11 protein-coding genes are annotated in these 14,696 nt (G+C 75.8%); 4 read left to right on the top strand and 7 right to left on the bottom strand.

Going from position 1 to position 14,696, the window contains the following annotated elements; translation table 11 throughout:
• Window positions 1-48 precede the first annotated feature (48 nt).
• The 6 genes from sucD to IE326_RS08110 form a co-directional block, all read right to left on the bottom strand.
• Entirely contained in the window at window positions 49-933 is an 885-nt protein-coding gene (sucD, locus tag IE326_RS08085; RefSeq protein WP_030750055.1) for a succinate--CoA ligase subunit alpha, read from the bottom strand.
• A gap of 21 nt (window positions 934-954) precedes the next feature.
• On the bottom strand, window positions 955-2,133 hold the full coding sequence (gene sucC, locus IE326_RS08090; protein ID WP_030750058.1) for an ADP-forming succinate--CoA ligase subunit beta: 1,179 nt from the start codon (window positions 2,131-2,133) through the stop codon (window positions 955-957).
• 442 nt (window positions 2,134-2,575) lie between these two features.
• Window positions 2,576-3,739, bottom strand: coding sequence for a VWA domain-containing protein (locus IE326_RS08095; RefSeq protein ID WP_190041172.1), 1,164 nt, complete (start codon window positions 3,737-3,739; stop codon window positions 2,576-2,578).
• Complete coding sequence (locus IE326_RS08100) at window positions 3,736-6,093, bottom strand: DUF5682 family protein (protein WP_190041173.1); 2,358 nt, start codon at window positions 6,091-6,093, stop codon at window positions 3,736-3,738. Before IE326_RS08100 ends, IE326_RS08095 begins: the two co-directional genes overlap by 4 nt.
• A complete protein-coding gene (locus IE326_RS08105) occupies window positions 6,090-7,241 on the bottom strand; it encodes an ATP-binding protein (protein WP_190042182.1) in 1,152 nt (383 codons plus the stop codon). The genes IE326_RS08100 and IE326_RS08105 overlap by 4 nt, the downstream gene beginning before the upstream one ends.
• A gap of 136 nt (window positions 7,242-7,377) precedes the next feature.
• On the bottom strand, window positions 7,378-7,779 hold the full coding sequence (locus IE326_RS08110) for a hypothetical protein (RefSeq protein WP_150230882.1): 402 nt from the start codon (window positions 7,777-7,779) through the stop codon (window positions 7,378-7,380).
• A gap of 171 nt (window positions 7,780-7,950) precedes the next feature.
• Here IE326_RS08110 and IE326_RS08115 point away from each other — a divergent pair, with 171 nt between their 5' ends.
• Window positions 7,951-9,291, top strand: a complete 1,341-nt coding sequence (locus tag IE326_RS08115) for an SWIM zinc finger family protein (protein ID WP_190041174.1) — start codon at window positions 7,951-7,953, stop codon at window positions 9,289-9,291.
• A gap of 53 nt (window positions 9,292-9,344) precedes the next feature.
• A complete protein-coding gene (locus IE326_RS08120) occupies window positions 9,345-10,958 on the top strand; it encodes a DUF5691 domain-containing protein (protein WP_229915249.1) in 1,614 nt (537 codons plus the stop codon).
• Between the two features lie 239 nt (window positions 10,959-11,197).
• Here IE326_RS08120 and icmB read toward each other — a convergent pair whose 3' ends face one another.
• Window positions 11,198-11,608 (bottom strand): coenzyme B12-dependent isobutyryl CoA mutase small subunit, encoded by a 411-nt coding sequence (icmB, locus tag IE326_RS08125; RefSeq protein WP_150230879.1) that lies wholly within the window; start codon window positions 11,606-11,608, stop codon window positions 11,198-11,200.
• Between the two features lie 395 nt (window positions 11,609-12,003).
• Between icmB and IE326_RS08130 the strand changes: the two genes are divergently transcribed.
• Window positions 12,004-12,831, top strand: coding sequence for an esterase/lipase family protein (locus IE326_RS08130; RefSeq protein WP_190041175.1), 828 nt, complete (start codon window positions 12,004-12,006; stop codon window positions 12,829-12,831).
• Window positions 12,832-13,070: 239 nt separating this feature from the next.
• The gene (locus tag IE326_RS08135; protein ID WP_190041176.1) at window positions 13,071-14,672 is read left to right on the top strand and encodes a M23 family metallopeptidase; all 1,602 of its coding nucleotides are present in this window, start codon (window positions 13,071-13,073) and stop codon (window positions 14,670-14,672) included.
• The last annotated feature ends 24 nt before the right edge of the window (window positions 14,673-14,696 follow it).

Genomic DNA, 14,696 nt, shown 5'->3' on the forward strand with positions numbered 1-14,696 from the left:
CTCCCGGGAGGGGCGGGGCCCACTCGCCTACGGTCTCGCCGTGGTGCGTCAGCCCGCGAGGATCGCGCGCGCCAGCTTGGCGGTCTCGGTGGGGGTCTTGCCGACCTTCACACCGGCGGCCTCCAGGGCCTCCTTCTTCGCCTGGGCGGTGCCGGAGGAGCCGGAGACGATGGCGCCGGCGTGGCCCATGGTCTTGCCCTCGGGCGCGGTGAAGCCCGCGACGTAGCCGACGACCGGCTTGGTGACGTTGGCCTTGATGAAGTCGGCCGCGCGCTCCTCGGCGTCGCCGCCGATCTCGCCGATCATGACGATCAGGTCGGTCTCGGGGTCCGCCTCGAAGGCCGCGAGGGCGTCGATGTGGGTGGTGCCGATGACCGGGTCGCCACCGATGCCGACGGCGGAGGAGAAGCCGATGTCACGGAGCTCGTACATCATCTGGTACGTCAGCGTGCCGGACTTCGAGACCAGGCCGATGCGGCCCGGCTTCGTGATGTCGCCCGGGATGATGCCGGCGTTGGACTGGCCCGGGGTGATGAGACCGGGGCAGTTCGGGCCGATGAGGCGGGTCTTGTTGCCCTTCTCCACGGCGTACGCGTAGAACGCGGCGGAGTCGTGGACGGCGATGCCCTCGGTGATGACGACGGCGAGGGGGATCTCGGCGTCGATCGCCTCGACGACGGCGGCCTTGGCGAAGGCCGGCGGCACGAAGAGGACCGAGACGTTGGCGCCGGTCTCCTTCATGGCCTCCGCGACGGTGCCGAAGACCGGGACCTCGGTGCCGTCGAAGTCGACGACGGTGCCGGCCTTGCGCGGGTTCACGCCGCCGACGATGTTGGTGCCGTCACCCAGCATGAGCTTGGTGTGCTTCATGCCCGTGGCACCGGTCATGCCCTGGACGATGACCTTGCTGTCCTTGTTGAGGAAGATAGCCATGGCTGTTTAGTCCCTCTTCCCTTACTTCGCAGCCGCGAGCTCGGCGGCCTTGTCGGCCGCGCCGTCCATGGTGTCCACGCGCTGCACGAGCGGGTGGTTGGCGTCGGACAGGATCTTGCGACCCAGCTCCGCGTTGTTGCCGTCGAGGCGCACGACCAGCGGCTTGGTGACCTCTTCGCCCTTCGAGGCGAGGAGCTCCAGGGCCTGCACGATGCCGTTGGCGACCTCGTCGCAGGCGGTGATGCCGCCGAAGACGTTGACGAACACGGACTTGACGTCCGCGTCGCCCAGGATGATCTCCAGGCCGTTCGCCATGACCTCGGCGGAGGCGCCGCCGCCGATGTCGAGGAAGTTGGCCGGCTTCACGCCGCCGTGGTTCTCACCGGCGTACGCGACGACGTCCAGGGTCGACATGACCAGGCCGGCGCCGTTGCCGATGATGCCGACCTCGCCGTCGAGCTTGACGTAGTTGAGGCCCTTGGCCTTGGCGGCGGCCTCCAGCGGGTTGGCCGCGGCCTTGTCCTCCAGGGCCTCGTGCTCCGGCTGGCGGAAGTCGGCGTTCTCGTCGAGCGAGACCTTGCCGTCGAGGGCCAGGATGCGGCCGTCCTTGGTCTTGACCAGCGGGTTGACCTCGACGAGGAGGGCGTCCTCGGCGACGAAGGTGTCCCACAGGGTGACCAGGACCTCGGCGACGCCCTCGGCGACCTCGGCCGGGAACTTCGCCTGGGCGACGATCTCGCGGGCCTTCTCCAGGGTGACGCCGTCGTTGGCGTTGACCGGGACCTTGGCGAGGGCCTCGGGGGTCTTCTCCGCGACCTCCTCGATGTCCATGCCGCCCTGCACCGAGGCCATGGCCAGGAAGGTGCGGTTGGTGCGGTCGAGGAGGTACGAGACGTAGTACTCCGCCTCGATCTCCGGGGACAGCTCGGCGATCATCACCTTGTGGACCGTGTGGCCCTTGATGTCCATGCCCAGGATGTCCGTCGCGCGGGCGACGGCCTCGTCCGGGGTGGCGGCCAGCTTGACGCCGCCGGCCTTGCCGCGGCCGCCGACCTTCACCTGGGCCTTGACGACCGACTTGCCGCCAAGACGCTCGGTGGCCTCGCGCGCCGCCTCAGGCGTGTCGATGACTTCACCGGCCAGCACCGGTACACCGTGCTTGGCGAAGAGGTCCCTCGCCTGGTACTCGAACAGGTCCACGCGCGTCCCTTTTCTAGATGATCGCGGTTCGTTGTCTGCGTGGGCGTGCCGCGGAGGGCAACGTGACTGCGCTGTCACTAGGGAGGCGTACACGGTGTCCGTGGACGCGGCATGTCCGTCTCGCAGGTTATCCCCGTGGGCCGTGGGTCCCTAAATCGCAGCTCACAACCGGGCGGTGATACGGGTCACAGAACGTAGGGACGGGAGGGCTGTGCGTGGGCGCGGCCCCTCCCCCTCCGGGGGCCCGCCGGGCAGGCGGGAGGCGGGCTCCACCCCCCTCACGCCACGCCGGGGCGGCAAGTGAGGGGCACCTCGTCCCGAATGTGATATGGACCTCAATCGACGCGCGGACGTCCGTCCGGGTGGCGGGGCGGCGACGGATTCCGCACGGCGGCGTCCGGCCGGCCGGACGCGGTCCGCGGGGTCCCGGCCGGGCGGTGCGTCAGACGGTGTCGGGTATCGGCAGGGGGCGCTTCTCCAGGGCCGCGGCCATGACCTCGGGGAAGAGGTCGGGGGTGCAGGCGAAGGCGGGGACGCCGAGGGCGGCGAGCGCGGCGGCGTGCTCGCGGTCGTACGCCGGGGCGCCCTCGTCCGAGAGCGCGAGCAGGGCGACGCACCGCACCCCGGACGCCTGCATCGCGGCGACCCGCTTCAGCATCTCGTCGCGGATGCCGCCCTCGTACAGGTCGCTGACGAGGACGAGGACGGTGTCGGCGGGGCGGGTGATCCGGGACTGGCAGTACGCGAGGGCCCGGTTGATGTCGGTGCCGCCGCCGAGCCGGGTGCCGAAGAGGACGTCGACCGGGTCGTCGAGCTCCTCGGTGAGGTCGACGACGGCGGTGTCGAAGACGACCAGCCGGGTCGCGACCGCCTTGAGGGAGGCGAGGACGGCGCCGAAGACGGCGGCGTACACGACGGAGGCGGCCATGGAGCCGGACTGGTCGACGCAGAGCACGATCTCCTTCCGGACCGCCCGGGAGGCGCGGCCGTGGCCGATCAGCCGCTCGGGGACGACCGTGCCGTGCTCGGGCAGGTAGTTCCTGAGGTTGGCCCGCAGGGTGCGGTCCCAGTCGATGTCCCGGTGGCGGGGGCGGGCGATCCGGGCGGACCGGTCCAGGGCGCCGGTGACCGTCGCGCGGGTACGGGGCGCGAGCCGGGCCTCCAGGTCGGCGACGACCTTGCGGACGACGGTCCGCGCGGTCTCCCGGGTGGTCTCCGGCAGCGCCTCGTTCAGCGACAGGAGGGTGCCGACGAGGTGCACGTCGGGCTCGGCGGCCTCCAGCGTCTCCGGCTCCAGGAGGAGGCCGGCGAGGCCGAGCCGGTCGATGGCGTCGCGCTGCATGACCTGCACGACGGAGCGGGGGAAGTAGGTGCGGATGTCGCCGAGCCAGCGGGCGACGGAGGGCGCGGAGCCGCCGAGCCCGCCCCGCCGGCCACCGTCGGCCCCGCCGTCCCGGCCCTCCCCGCCGTCGTAGAGCGCGGCGAGGGCGGCGTCCATGGCGGCGTCGGCGCCGGACAGGGCGCGCCCGGTGCCCTCGGCCGCGGCGCCGCCGAGGACGAGCCGCCAGCGGCGCAGCCGCTCGTCGGGGGTGCTGGGAGTGCTCATGCGGCTGCCTCCGGGCCGAGGACGAGGTGGAGCAGGGGAAGGACGCCGTCGGCCCGCTCCTCGTCGGGGTCGGCGGCGAAGCCGGGGATGAGGGCGGCGGAGCCGGGCGCGGCGGCGTCGGGGCCCCGGGCGACGAGCTCGCCGAGGGTGCGCCGCACCCCGGCCTCGTACCCGCCGAAGGTGCGCCGCAGCAGCGGCAGGACGTCGGTGAACGCCTCGGCCGGTACGCCGGTGAGCCAGCCGTCCAGGAGGGCGAGGAGCCGCTCGTCGTGGACCAGGAGCAGCCCGCCGCCGGGGCCGCCCGCGAAGCCGTCGATCCAGGCGGCGGCGTCGGCGGGCGGGGTCCCGGGCGAGAGCGCGAGTCCCATGGCCCGGCCGGTCTCCTCCTCGGAGAGCCATCCCTCGTCGAGCAGCGTCCGCGCCGCCCGCCCCCGGATGGTCCCGGGCACCCGCTCCCCCCGCACGAGCCGGCGCAGCACCCCGGCCCAGCGGGCTACGAGGGGGCTGTCGGCGACGGGGGTCGAGGGGTCGGGGGTCGAGGGGTCGGGGGTCGGGTGCAGATCCGGGTCCGGGAGGAGGGTGATCGCCGCGTGGACGGCGTCCACGCGGTCGCGCATCTGGGCGGCGGCGTCCGCGCCGAGGCCGGCGCAGGCGGGCGGGAGGCCCACGCAGATCCGCTCGGCGAGGCCCGCGGCGACGGCCGCGAGGGCGGCCGTGTCGGTGCCGCGCACGTCGCCGTAGCGCAGGGCGCGGGCCAGGGCGGGGAGCGCGTCGGCGAGGTGGGCGGCGTCGGTGTCGAGGGCGGCCCGGTCGGCGAGGGCGCCCAGGACGGTGGGCAGGGCGCCGGTGAGCCCGGCGAGGAGGCACCGCTCGGCGAGGTCGGTGATCTCGCCGAGGGAGCCGGCGCCGAGGGCCCGGGCCTCGGCGCGGGCGGTGGCGGCGGACTCGACGGTGGTGCCCCAGACGCCCGCCTCGACGACCCGGACGTGCAGTTCGGGCTCCCACCGCAGCCGCCAGGGCTCCCGGAAGGTGCCGGTGCCGGCCCGGCCGCCGGTGGGCGTCCCCCAGTCGACGCCGAGGAGCCGGAGCCGGTGCAGCAGCCTGCTGCGGGCGGCGTCGGTCTCCCCGCGCAGGTCGAGGTCGAGGGCGCGCTCCTCCGCCCCGGGCCTGAGGCGGAGGCGCCGCTGGAGGCGGTCGAGGTCGCGCTGGAGCGGGACGGCGGGCGCGGCGGCCGGGACCTCGCCGAGGACGTCGCCGACGACGAGCCGGTCGCGGACGAGGTCGAGCGGCACGTCGGAACCCCCGCAGAGGACGGCGCGGACGGCGTCGGTGGTCTCGGCGAGGCCGGGGCGGGGCCGCCCGCGCAGGGCGGCGAGGGCGTCGGCGAGGCGGACGGCCTCGATGACGTCGGCGGAGGAGACGGGGTGGTCGCTCTCGCGGAGGAGCCCGGCGACCTCGGTCATCCAGCGTTCGACGGGCCGGTCGGGGGCGGAGAAGAGGTGGCCGTACCAGCCGGGGGACTCGATCCCGGCGCCGTATCCGGAGCGGCGGGCGAGCCGCCGGTGGGTCCAGGGGACCCAGGTCAGCTCGGTCTTCGTCCGGGGCAGGCCCTTGAGGAGGGCGCGGTCGGCGGTGACGGTGGTCCGGCGGGCGAGGGCGGGCACGTGCCAGGCGCCGCAGACGACGGCGACGGCGTCCCCGAACTCCTTGCGGGCGTCCCGCAGCCGGAGCCTCATGTGGGCCTCGCGGACGAGGTCGCGCGGGTGGCCGCCGTGGCCGTACCGCTCGCGCAGGACGGTCATGGCCTCGGCGAGGGCCTCGAAGGGGGCGAGGGGGTCGGTGTCGCCGCGGAGTTCGACGACGTCCTCCCACCACTGCTCGGGGTCCTCGTGCCCGGCGGCCCGGGCGAGTTCGGCGAGCGGGTCGATGCGGGCGGCGGCGGTGTCCGCGCCGGGGGCGTGTTCCTCGCCGTCGTCCCGGGCGGGGCCGGCGGCGAGGGTGAGGGCGGCGGGGAGGTCGGCGAAGCGGACGGGGACGCCCCGGCCGAGGGCCCAGCGGATCGCGGCCCACTCGGGCGAGAAGGCGGCGAAGGGCCAGAAGGCGGCCCGTCCCGGGTCGTCGACGGCGTGCGCGAGGAGGGCGACGGGCGGGCGCATCGCCGGGTCGGCGGCGAGGGCGACGAGCGCGTCGGCCTCGGCGGGGCCCTCGATCAGCACCGCCTCCGGCCGGGCCGCCTCCAGGGCGGCGAGCACGCCGCGCGCGGAGCCGGGCCCGTGGTGCCGCACCCCGAGCAGCAGCGGTCCGGGGGCCCTGCCCTGGGGGGCGGGGGGCCGGGCCGGTGCGAGGGCCGTCATGCGCCCACCTCGCGGCAGGCGCGGTAGAAGTCCTTCCAGCCGTCGCGCTCGCGGACCACGGTCTCCAGGTACTCCTGCCAGATCACCCGGTCGGCGGCCGGGTCGCGGACGACGGCGCCGAGGATCCCGGCGGCGACGTCCGAGGGGCGCAGCACGCCGTCCCCGAAGTGGGCGGCGAGGGCGAGGCCGCCGGTGACGACGGAGATGGCCTCGGCCGTGGAGAGCGTCCCCGAGGGGGACTTGAGCCGGGTGCGGCCGTCGGCGGTGACGCCGTCGCGCAGTTCGCGGAAGACGGTGACGACCCGCCGGATCTCCGCCGCGCCGTCGGGCGGGGCGGGCAGGTCGAGGGAGCGGCCCAGCTGTTCGACGCGGCGGGCGACGATGTCCACCTCGTCCTCGGGGGTGGCGGGCAGCGGCAGGACGACGGTGTTGAAGCGGCGGCGGAGCGCGCTGGAGAGGTCGTTGACGCCCCGGTCGCGGTCGTTGGCGGTGGCGATCAGGTTGAAGCCGGGGACGGCCTGGACCTCTTCGCCGAGCTCGGGGACGGGCAGGGTCTTCTCAGACAGCAGGGTGATGAGGGTGTCCTGCACGTCGGCGGGGACACGGGTGAGCTCCTCGACGCGGGCGATCGCGCCGCGCTCCATGGCCCGCATGACGGGGCCGGGCACGAGGGCGGCCCGGGTGGGGCCCTCGGTGAGCAGGCGGGCGTAGTTCCAGCCGTAGCGGATCGCTTCCTCGGGGGTGCCCGCGGTGCCCTGGACGAGGAGGGTCGAGTCGCCGCAGACGGCGGCGGCGAGGTGTTCGGAGACCCAGGTCTTGGCGGTGCCGGGGACGCCGAGGAGGAGCAGGGCCCGGTCGGTGGCGAGGGTGGTGACGGCGACCTCGACGATGCGGCGGGGGCCGACGTACTTGGGCGTGATCACGGTCCCGTCGGGGAGCGTGCCGCCGAGGAGGTAGGTGGCGACGGCCCGGGGCGAGAGGTGCCAGCGGGCGGGCCGGGGGCGGTCGTCCGCGGCGGCGAGCGCCGCGAGTTCGTGGGCGAAGGCGTCCTCCGCGTGGGGCCGCAGGACTTCGGCGGCGGTCCGCGGACCGCCCGGGCCGGTGTCCGTCACGGCACCGGCGCCGGGCTGCGCGATGGCCTCGGGCATGCTCATGGATCCCCCTCCAGCTCGTTCGACCTGCTGTGCGATCCACGGTGCACCACGCCACTGACAATCGGGTGCGACCGCGGACCGGGCCGGTCGGGGGGAGCGGGGGGGCGACCCTCCGGGGGTCAGCCGGCGGTCAGTTGAAGACCGGGGAGACGGTGACGCAGCCGCCGGCCATGGCCTGGTCGCCCTTGGCCTCCTTGATGACCTTGCCCTGGTAGACGACCTTGCAGGTGAGGTCCTCGGTCTTGAGGGCGACCGGCATGACGGCGGGCGGCATGACGCCGTGCAGCTTCACGGTCCGGGTCCACGGCGTCGTGGGCTTCTTGTCGCTCTGGACCTGCGGCTGCATCGCGGTGCCGTCCCCGGCGTGGTAGTCGATCGACTCGACTCCGGTGCCGGTGACCTCGTAGGTCACCTCGTAGCTCTCGGCGACAACCTTGTCTACCTGGTCGGCCGCCTCGGAGCAGGCTCCGAGCCCGAACGCGAGGCCGGTGGCGGCGAACGCCGAGACGACGGTGCGGACGGTGCGGTTCATGGTGGTACTCCCCCTGCACGGTGGTGCGGTCGGTAAGGCCCGTGCGCTGGTTCGCACGTGACCTCACAGCACCGTAAAGGACCGGTAAAGCCACCGTGTCGCCGGGGCCTTCCCCGGGGACGGATCCGCAGGTCAACTGCACTGTCAGTGGCGGATAATACCGTCAGGTCCATGAATGCCATGGGGGTGCGCCGGACGGCGGAGCAGGTGCTGGCACTGGCTCCCGACGAGGCGTCGCGCAGAGCGGGGAGCGGGCTCGGCACGGCCCGGTCGTGGAGCGGCGCGGGCACGGACGGGGGCGCCGTCTGGGGCCGCTGCGAGGGCGACGGCCCCATGCCGTACCGGACGGTCGTGGACACCACGGGGCCCGCGTGCTCCTGCACGTGTCCGAGCCGGAAGTCCCCCTGCGAGCACGCGCTCGGGCTGCTGCTCCTGTGGGCGGCGGACGAGGCGGCCGTGCCGGCGGCGGACGGGCCGCCGGACTGGGCCGCGGACCGGCTCCCGGCCCTGCGGGCGGGGGCCGCCGGGGCCGCCCGGCGGGCGGAGGGCGGCGCCCCGGCCGATCCGGAGGCCGCCCGCCGCCGGGCGGAGCGCCGGGCCGCCCGGGTGACGGCGGGCGCCGAGGAGCTGGAGCGGCGCCTCGCGGACCTGGTGCGCGGGGGGCTCGCCGCGGCCGGGCAGCGGGGGTACGGCCCGTGGGAGGAGACCGCGGCCCGCATGGTCGACGCGCAGGCGCCGGGCCTCGCGGGCCGGGCACGCGAGCTGGGCGCGATACCGGGCTCGGGCCCGGGGTGGCCGGTGCGGCTCCTGGAGGAGTGCGCGCTGACCCACCTCCTGGACCGGGCGTGGCTGGCCGGCGACCGGCTGCCCGCCGGACTGGCGGCGACGGTCCGGACCCGGGTCGGGCTGCCCTCCGTCCCGGGCGGCACCGCGGGGCGGGACCGGTGGCTGGTCCTCGCCCAGTACGACACGGGGGACGGCCGGCTGACGACCCGTCGCATCTGGCTGCACGGCACGGACAGCGGCCGTACGGCGCTGCTGCTCTCCTTCGGCGCGGGGGGCCGCGCGCCCGCCCTCGCGCTGCCGGTCGGCGCGGTGGTGGCGGGCGAGCTGACCCCGCACGCGGGCGCCGGGCAGCTGCGCGCGGAACCCGGCGAGCCGCTGGTCCCGGTCGGCGGGCCGGCCGGTCCGCCGCCGGGCGGCCCGGTGGGCGCGGCGCTCGACGCGTACGGGCGGGCGCTGCGGGAGGACCCGTGGCTGGACTCCTGGCCGGTGACGCTCGGCCGGGTGGTGCCCGCGCGGGCGGAGTACGGCTGGCAGCTCGCCGACGCCGACGGCCGCGAGGCGCTGCCGCTGACCGGGGCCGACCGCGCCCGTCCGGGCCTGTGGCGGCTGCTGGCCCTGTCGGGCGGCGCTCCCGTCACGGTCTTCGGCGAGTGCGGCCACCGCGGCTTCACCCCGCTGGCCGCCTGGTCACCCGACCTGCCGGCCGAGACGGTGCCCCTCCTGTGAGCCGCCGTCCCGCTCCGTCCGCTGCCCGCACCCGCGTCCCAGGGAGGCCCCCGGTGCCGACGTCCGAAGCCCCGTCCGCCGCGTCCCGGCCCGTGCCCGCGTGGGAGGAGCTGGTGACGTCGGCGCTGCTCGGCACCGACCGCCGGCCGCCGCCGGGGACGCGGGGCGCCGCGGCCGCCGGGGCGCTGCTGGACGCCGCCGCCCGGCAGGCGCTGCGGCGCCGTGCGGGGCTGCGGCCGGGGCCCGCCGCCGCGTTGCCCGAGCGGGCGCCCGACGATCCGCGTCCGCCGCTGCCGGAGGCGGCCCGGCGCCGGCTCGACCGGCTGCTGGCCGGGCGGGCCGCGCCCGCGCCGCCGGGCGGCCGCCGGGGCACCGCCCCGGACCTCGCCGAACTGCTGCCGCAGTGGCTGGCGATGGCGGACGAGCGGGGCTACAAGGCGCCGCCCGCCTCGCTGCCCGCGCTGCTCGACGCGGCCAGGGCCCGCACCGACCTGCGGCCGCGGGCGCTGGCGCTCGCCGGGCCGCGCGGGCTGTGGCTGGCCCGGCTCAACCCGGAGTGGCGCTTCGCCCTGCGGGGCGGCGGCGCGGGCGGTTCGCTCCCGGACCCCGGGGACGCGGAGGCGGTGCGGGAGCTGTGGGAGGAGGGCCTGTTCGCGGAGCGGGTCGCGCTGCTCGGAGCCGTACGGGCGAAGGATCCGGCGGCCGGGCGGGAGCTGCTCGCGGCCGGCTGGGCCGGGGAGCGGGCCGAGGACCGGCTGATGTTCCTGGACTCGCTGCGGGCCGGACTGTCCGCGGCCGACGAGGAGTTCCTGGAGGCCGCTCTCGCCGACCGCAGCCGCAACGTCCGCGCGACCGCCGCCGAGCTGCTCTCGGCGCTGCCCGGTTCGGCGCTCGCGGCCCGCATGGCGGCCCGCGCGGTCACCTGCGTCGGCCTGGACCGGACGCTGTTCGTGCCGACGGTCGTCGTGGAGGCGCCGCACGAGTGCGACGAGGAGATGCGGCGGGACGGCGTGGTCGCGGTGCCGCCGGCGGGGCGGGGCGAGCGGTCCTGGTGGCTGGGACAGCTGGTGGAGGCGGCGCCGCTGTCCTGCTGGCCGGCCCGGTTCGGCGGGCGGACGCCGGAGGAGGTCGTGGCGCTGCCGGTCGCCGACGACTGGCGGGCGGAGCTGCACGCCGCCTGGTGCCGGGCGGCGGTGCGGCAGCGGGACGCGGGCTGGTCACGGGCGCTGCTCGGCGATCCGTCGACGCCTCCGGCGACGGGCCCCGGCACCTCGTCGCTGGGCGAGCGGGCGCAGTTGCTCACGATGCTCGCCGCGGAGGAGCGGGCCCGCTGGGTGGCGGCGTTCGTGGCGGCGCACGGCTTGTCGGAGGCGTTCCAGCTGCTCGGGGTCTGCGCGGTGCCGTGGGCGGAGCCGCTGGGCGACGCGGTGATCGACGCGCTGGACGCCGCCCGGGACGCGGGTGGCTACCCGTGGAGCTTCAGCGGGGTGATGGGGCTAGCGGAGCGCTGCCTCTCCCCCGCCGCCGCCCGCCGGCTGGAGTCCCTGGCGGCGCTCCCGGAGCCGGAGGACACCTCGCCGGGGGCGGGCGCCTACTGGTCCGAGGCGTTCCAGCGCCTGGTGGCCACGCTGGACCTCCGCGCCCGGATGCGCGCGGAGCTGGACTGACACCGGACGCCGCGCGCCGGACCCCGCACGGCCCGGGGCCGGGCCCGGACCGTCCCCGCGCCCGCGCCCTCGGAGCCGTACTGCTCCGGGGGGTACCGCTCTGGGGGGTACCGCTCCGGGGTTGCACCGCTCGGAGATCGTCCCGCTCCGGGGTCGTCCCGCGTACGCGGACGGCCGGGGGCCCGTCGGAGGGGGCACCCGGCCGTCGCGGGGTTCGCCGGGGGTCGGCGGAGAGGGGGTCAGACGGTCGCCGTGCGGACGTTCGCGTTGACCCAGTCGACGATCGACGCGGTGGTCGCGCCCGGCGTGAAGATCTCCGCGACGCCCTTCTCCTTCAGCGGCGGGATGTCCGCGTCGGGGATGATGCCGCCGCCGAAGACCTTGATGTCCTCCGCGTCGCGCTCCTTGAGCAGCTCGATGACCTTGACGAAGAGCGTGTTGTGCGCGCCCGAGAGGATCGACAGGCCGATCGCGTCGGCGTCCTCCTGGATAGCGGTGTCGACGATCTGCTCGGGCGTCTGGTGGAGCCCGGTGTAGATCACCTCCATGCCGGCGTCGCGCAGGGCGCGCGCGATCACCTTGGCCCCGCGATCGTGGCCGTCGAGCCCCGGCTTGGCGACCACCACGCGGATCGGACCGGTCACACCCATCACTGCCTCCACATGCGACCCCCGCGCGTCTGTGCCGGGGAGGTGAACGAACGTTATCGCCAGCATCCCGCACCCGGCCGTTTCGCGGTGCCCGGCGAGGGGGAAATCACACGTGGGACACGTTCGTTCCGCGGTCTTCCCCGCTCCGGGCCCTCCTCCTGGGCCCACTCCAGCCGCCCGCGGGGCCGGCCGCGCAAGGAGCCGCGACGCCGGTCGCCGGAGTTCCGTGCCGTCGTCCGTGCGGCGCGGAAGGCCCGGCGGCCGGCGCACCACCCGAGCCCCGCACGCACGTCCCCACGCACATCCCGCACGCACGTCCCCACGCACATCCCGCACGCACACCCCTGCACGCGCATCCCCTCACGCACGTCCCCGTGCCGCACGGGAGGTCGGCGATGGAGCTCGCCAAGGTCACCGCCCTGATGAGGGCCACCGTCCTGGAGGCCGCGATCCTCTCCGGCCGCCTCGTCCTCTACCCGTCCGGGGTCGTCCCCGAGCGGTCCGCGCCCGTCCGGCCCGGCGCGGACGCCGTGCCGGTCGCCGGCGGGGGCGGGCGTCCGGTCGTCCTGCTGCACGGCTTCGCCGACAACCGTTCGGTCTTCGTCCTGCTGCGCCGCACCCTGGCCCGGCACGGCCGCGCCCACGTCGTCTCCCTCGACCACTCCCCGTTCACCCGCGACCTGCGGACCGCCGCCGAGGCGCTGGGGCGGCGGGTCGAGGAGGTCCTGGAGCGCACCGGCCGGACCGAGGCGGACCTGGTGGGCCACAGCCTGGGCGGGCTGATCGCCCGTTATTACGTACAGCGGCTGGGTGGTGACGCGCGGGTGCGGACGGTGGTCACCCTCGGCACCCCGCACGCGGGCACGACCGTCGCGCCGCTCGCCGACGCGCATCCGCTGGTGCGACAGATGCGGCCGGGCTCGGAGGTGCTGCGGGAGCTGGCCGGGCCCGCGCCGGGCTGCCGGACGCGGTTCGTGAGCTTCTGGAGCGACCTGGACCAGATCATGGTGCCGGTGGAGACGGCCCGCCTCGACCACCCCGACCTGCGGGTCCACAACGTGCGGGTGAGCGGCATCGGCCATCTCGCGCTGCCGGTGCACCCGACGGTGGCTGCCGGGATCCTGGCGGCGCTCGACGGCGACGGGGCGGCGACGGATTCCGTACGGGGAACGGATTCCGCGGAGGGAACGGATTCCGCGGAGGGGGCGGCCTCCGTGGCGTGAAGTCGACGCCGCGCGGCGACACCCCGACACCCCTCTTCGAACGTTCATCGAACACAAGGCCAAAGGTCGGTGCCTGAGCTGGCGAAACACGACCGATTGCCCTTTTCCTGCGCCCGCGCACCCTCCCGAAGATTGTCGGTCCCGCATACCGCCGGGTACAGTCGCGCCACTGCTTCCCCCCGGGACACCCCCTGTCGGGCCCTCCCCGGACTGGTCCTGCTGCCGAGGCGAGAGAGACGTTGGTGAACGACCAGCACCCCCACGCCGGGTACGCCGGAGACGGCGCCCACTCCACCGGCGGCTTCGCGGCCGACCCGCTCTTCGGGACCTGGTCCGACCCCGGGCAGACCGGCCACAGCGGCCAGTGGGACCTCGGTCAGTACGCCGCCACCGGAACGTACGACGCGTACGGCGCCACCGGCACGTACGACACCGCCGTCGCGTACGACACCACCGGACAGTGGGACGCGACGGGCCAGTGGGACACCACCGGCCAGTGGACCGCCGCCACCGCCACCGCCCCGGCCGTCACCGACGTCTACGCGGCGGCCCCGGCTCACGGGCAGCCCGCGCCGTACGACACGACCGGCCAGTGGGACGCCACCGCCTGGACCGAGGCCCAGCACACCGGCCAGTACGAGAACCTGCACTCCGGCGCCTACGCGGCGCAGGGCGCGTACGGCCACGAGGCGTACGACGCGACCGGCCAGTGGGCCGCACCCGCCTTCGCGACCGACACCGGCGCCTACGACGCCACCGCCTGGAACCAGGTCTCCGAACCGGCCGAGCCGGTCGTCCCCCAGCAGTACGCCCCCCAGGCCGAACGGGTCGACCAGACCGCCGAGTTCGCCTTCTCCTACGAGCCGGACAGCCAGGAGCCCGAGGCGCACGAGCCCGAGGCGGCGTACGGCTCCGAGGCACACGAGCCCGAGGCGTACGGCAGCGACGCGGACGCCGATCCGGACGCCGGTGACGAGGCCGCCGCCGAGCACGCCGACGACGCGCCCGAAACCCCCGCGCCCGCCCCGGAGGTCCGTACCGACGCCTCCGCCGCCCGCCCCGCGCGCCGCTCCTCCGGCGGCAGCCGCGCCCGGCGGCGCACCCCCGCCAAGCGGTCCGCGCTGCTGACCGTCGCCGTGCCCTCCGCCTGCGTCATGGGGGTCGCGGGCATCGCCGCCGCCTCCGTCGGCGGGCTCACCGGCTCCGGCGACGAGGGCACGAAGCCGAAGGACACCACCGCGCTCGCCGCCGCCGACCCGGCCGCCGTGAAGCAGATCGCGGCCAACACCGCCGTGGACACCCAGCTCAGCGCCCTGGACGCCGGGGTGCGCGACTTCGGCGACCGCGCCAGCCGCACCCAGGAGCGCATCGACCTCAAGGTCCGCCAGGCCGCCGAGAAGAAGAAGCGCGAGGAGGAGGCCGCCCGCCGCGAGGCGCTGCGCCCCAAGTTCTCGCTGCCGGTGAAGCTGCACCAGCTCAGCGCCCGGTTCGGCCAGTCCGGCGTCAACTGGATGTCGGTGCACACCGGCATCGACTTCCCGGTCATGACCGGCACGCCCGTGATGGCCGCCACCGACGGCACCGTCCGCACCCAGCTCAACTACGCCTACGGCAACATGGTCATCCTGACCGCCCCGGACGGCACCGAAACCTGGTACTGCCACCTCAGCGGCGCCAAGTACCGCTCGGGCACCGTCAAGGCCGGCGAGGTCATCGCCTACTCCGGCGACTCCGGCAACTCCACCGGCCCGCACCTCCACTTCGAGGTCCGACCGGGCGGCGGCTCCGCCATCGACCCGCTCGCCTGGCTCCGCTCCAAGGGCCTCGACCCCACGAGCTGACCCCCAGGACGTGACGAGGGGCCC

It is taken from the genome of Streptomyces filamentosus (assembly GCF_014654895.1).
Taxonomy (GTDB): Bacteria; Actinomycetota; Actinomycetes; order Streptomycetales; family Streptomycetaceae; genus Streptomyces; species Streptomyces filamentosus.

Bases quoted from the DNA above. Each gene is read 5' to 3' on its own strand.
- IE326_RS08115 (WP_190041174.1), top strand. From the start codon at position 7,951: ATGAATGCCATGGGGGTGCGCCGGACGGCGGAGCAGGTGCTGGCACTG.
- IE326_RS08110 (WP_150230882.1), bottom strand. From the start codon at position 7,779: ATGAACCGCACCGTCCGCACCGTCGTCTCGGCGTTCGCCGCCACCGGC.
- IE326_RS08100 (WP_190041173.1), bottom strand. From the start codon at position 6,093: ATGACGGCCCTCGCACCGGCCCGGCCCCCCGCCCCCCAGGGCAGGGCC.
- IE326_RS08095 (WP_190041172.1), bottom strand. From the start codon at position 3,739: ATGAGCACTCCCAGCACCCCCGACGAGCGGCTGCGCCGCTGGCGGCTC.
- IE326_RS08130 (WP_190041175.1), top strand. From the start codon at position 12,004: ATGGAGCTCGCCAAGGTCACCGCCCTGATGAGGGCCACCGTCCTGGAG.
- sucD (WP_030750055.1), bottom strand. From the start codon at position 933: ATGGCTATCTTCCTCAACAAGGACAGCAAGGTCATCGTCCAGGGCATG.
- icmB (WP_150230879.1), bottom strand. From the start codon at position 11,608: ATGGGTGTGACCGGTCCGATCCGCGTGGTGGTCGCCAAGCCGGGGCTC.
- IE326_RS08105 (WP_190042182.1), bottom strand. From the start codon at position 7,241: ATGCCCGAGGCCATCGCGCAGCCCGGCGCCGGTGCCGTGACGGACACC.